The sequence below is a fragment of the Pedobacter sp. HMWF019 genome (genome assembly GCF_003061025.1).
Taxonomy (GTDB): domain Bacteria; phylum Bacteroidota; class Bacteroidia; order Sphingobacteriales; family Sphingobacteriaceae; genus Pedobacter.
In genome coordinates this window covers 1-2,758 of the sequence record NZ_QAIL01000220.1, presented here as the reverse complement: position 1 = coordinate 2,758, position 2,758 = coordinate 1, and the positions used below count along the sequence as shown (strand labels likewise).

The window sequence follows — 2,758 nt, the reverse complement described above, 5'->3', positions numbered from 1 at the left end:
TCAGTTATTTGATCAATCAAATCAATACCAAAAACATGCCAAATATGAATTTCAATTCCTTCATTTTACATTTGATCAATATAAAGCCAGTAAACGAATGGGGTTTTTATGGCTGGATACCAGGGCACAGATCTTGTTTTTCTACAACCCGAAACAGAGTTTTTGATAAATAATAGAAACCCACAACATTTTTTATTGTTTCTTTGTATTAATATTGTATTTACAATCCGCTTAATCTTCTATAAATGAATTTCACAAACTTTGGCAAGTATATCCTCCTGTTAAAGGCCGTATTTAGAAAACCTGAGAAGACAAAGATCTATATGAAAGCTGTTTTTCAGCAGATGGACTTTATCGGAGTTGGTTCTCTGGGTCTGATCAGTATCATTGCAACCTTTATCGGAGCTGTAATGACACTTCAGATTGCTTTCCAGCTGGTGAGCGATTTTATTCCAAAAACAGTGATTGGTTCTGTAACCCGGGATTCCAGTATTCTGGAATTAAGCCCAACCATCAGCGCAATCGTTCTGGCCGGCAAAATCGGATCGGCTATTTCCTCTGAAATAGGGACCATGCGGGTTACCGAACAGATTGATGCACTAGAAATTATGGGCATAAATTCCCCTGGATACCTCATCCTGCCCAAGATCCTTGCGGGCATCACTATGGTGCCTTTACTAGTGATCTTTGCAATGGTCCTAAGTATTACCGGTGGTTATATTGGGGGAACATTATCCGGAGCGGTATCTCCTTCTGAATATATTCAGGGGATCACTACAGACTTTAATCCTTATACCATTACAGTTTCTCTCGTTAAAGCATTCGTATTTGGTTTCATTATTACCTCGGTACCTGCTTACGAAGGTTTTTATGTAAAAGGTGGTGCACTTGAAGTGGCACAGGCAAGTACAAGAGCAGTTGTAGTAAGCTGTATAGCGATATTGGCCTGTGATTATATTGTAACTCAACTTTTATTATGATCGAAATCAAGGACATCCACAAATCTTTCGGCGACAACCACGTTTTGAAAGGTATTTCAGGAAAATTCGAAGCTGGGGTAACTAATCTAATCATAGGTGGCTCAGGTTCTGGTAAAACAACGCTTCTAAAATGCATGATTGGATTACACCATCCGGAAACGGGTTCTGTAGAGTATGATGGCAGAGAATTTACTCAAATGAGTTTTGAAGAGCGTATAGAAATCAGGAAAGAGATCGGAATGCTTTTCCAGGGCTCTGCACTTTTTGATTCCATGACAGTAGAGGAGAATATTATGTTTCCTCTGAATATGTTTACAGAACAACCAAGAAGTGAAAAACTGGACCGTGTTAATTTTTGTCTGGACAGAGTAAACCTGGAAGGGAAAAACAAACTTTTCCCTGCAGAGCTTTCCGGAGGGATGAAAAAGCGTGTCGGCATTGCGAGAGCAATCGCCATGAACCCAAAATATTTGTTCTGCGACGAACCAAATTCAGGACTGGATCCAAAAACTTCTATTGTAATCGATGAGCTGATTAAGGAACTGACCGAAGAATATAACACAACAACGATTGTAGTTACGCACGACATGAACTCCGTAATGGGAATTGGAGACTATATCATGTTCCTGCATGAAGGCAAAAAATTCTGGGAAGGCTCTAACAAAGAAATTGCCCACACTGATATCCAGGAACTCAATGATTTCGTTTTTGCCAGTCGGTTTATGAAAGCGGCAAAAGAGAAATTTTAAGATAATTTATTGACAAATACATTTATGATAAGCTTATTAACCCCCACACACTGGAAAGATTATGAGTTGATTGATTGTGGTGACTTTGAAAAGCTGGAGCGCTTTGGTAACCTGATCTTGTGCAGACCCGAGCCTCAGGCTGTATGGAAAAAAACGCTTTCAGAGCAAGCCTGGAAGAAACAAACACACATTAGGTTTAAAGGCCGTACAGCTACTACAGGTGAGTGGATAAAAAGTGCGCAGCAACTGCCTGAAAGATGGAATGTGGAATATAAGAATGATGATGTAACGATTAATCTCCGCTTAGGACTGACTTCCTTTAAACATGTGGGTGTATTCCCAGAGCAGGCAGTGAACTGGGACTATATTTCTTCTTGTGTTAAAAAATTTAAAACACCAGTACCCAAAGTCCTTAACTTATTTGCCTATACCGGAGCTGCTTCTTTAATTGCCAAAGCAGCCGGAGCAGATACAACCCATGTGGACTCCATTAAACAAGTTGTTAACTGGGCCAATGAAAATCAGGAACTCTCCAAATTGAGTGATGTACGATGGGTAGTAGAGGATGCGCTTAAATTTGTAAAAAGAGAACTAAAACGGGGTAAAAAATACAATGGGATCATTCTGGATCCCCCTGCTTTTGGTCACGGGCCAAACGGAGAGAAATGGAAACTGGAAGATCATATCCAGGAGATGATGCAGGATGTAGTACAGCTGTTGGATGAAAAAGAACATTTTCTAATCCTGAACACCTATTCTCTCGGCTTCTCATCTGTTATTGTAGAAAACCTGATCAAAACCTCTTTTCCCCAGGTTAGAAATCTGGAAACGGGTGAGTTGTATTTACAGGCTACATCGGGAATTAAATTGCCCTTAGGCGTATTTGGTAAATTCAACAGTTTTTAAATTTGAAATATTCATAAATAAGGTGCCCAAACTGAACTCCGGGCACCTTATTTCTAACACATTTATATACACAGGTTAAATAACCAAATTGGATATACTTTGTTTTAAATAATTACCGACAAC

Annotated in this window: 3 protein-coding genes; all 3 read left to right on the top strand. The window is 39.4% G+C overall.

Features of this window, described 5'->3' with window-relative positions:
* Positions 1–245 precede the first annotated feature (245 nt).
* Genes DBR11_RS13265 through DBR11_RS13255 form a run of 3 tightly spaced genes read left to right on the top strand, consistent with a single transcriptional unit; the run spans position 246 to position 2,635 of the window.
* A complete protein-coding gene (locus DBR11_RS13265) occupies positions 246–980 on the top strand; it encodes an ABC transporter permease (protein WP_108553150.1) in 735 nt (244 codons plus the stop codon).
* A complete protein-coding gene (locus tag DBR11_RS13260; RefSeq protein WP_108553149.1) occupies positions 977–1,729 on the top strand; it encodes an ABC transporter ATP-binding protein in 753 nt (250 codons plus the stop codon). The genes DBR11_RS13265 and DBR11_RS13260 overlap by 4 nt, the downstream gene beginning before the upstream one ends.
* Positions 1,730–1,753: 24 nt before the next feature.
* The gene (locus DBR11_RS13255; protein WP_108553148.1) at positions 1,754–2,635 is read left to right on the top strand and encodes a class I SAM-dependent methyltransferase; all 882 of its coding nucleotides are present in this window, start codon (positions 1,754–1,756) and stop codon (positions 2,633–2,635) included.
* The last annotated feature ends 123 nt before the right edge of the window (positions 2,636–2,758 follow it).

What these genes read in the sequence shown, in the direction of transcription:
- DBR11_RS13260 (WP_108553149.1), top strand. Translation starts at nt 977, where the DNA reads ATGATCGAAATCAAGGACATCCACAAATCTTTCGGCGACAACCACGTT.
- DBR11_RS13255 (WP_108553148.1), top strand. Translation starts at nt 1,754, where the DNA reads ATGATAAGCTTATTAACCCCCACACACTGGAAAGATTATGAGTTGATT.
- DBR11_RS13265 (WP_108553150.1), top strand. Translation starts at nt 246, where the DNA reads ATGAATTTCACAAACTTTGGCAAGTATATCCTCCTGTTAAAGGCCGTA.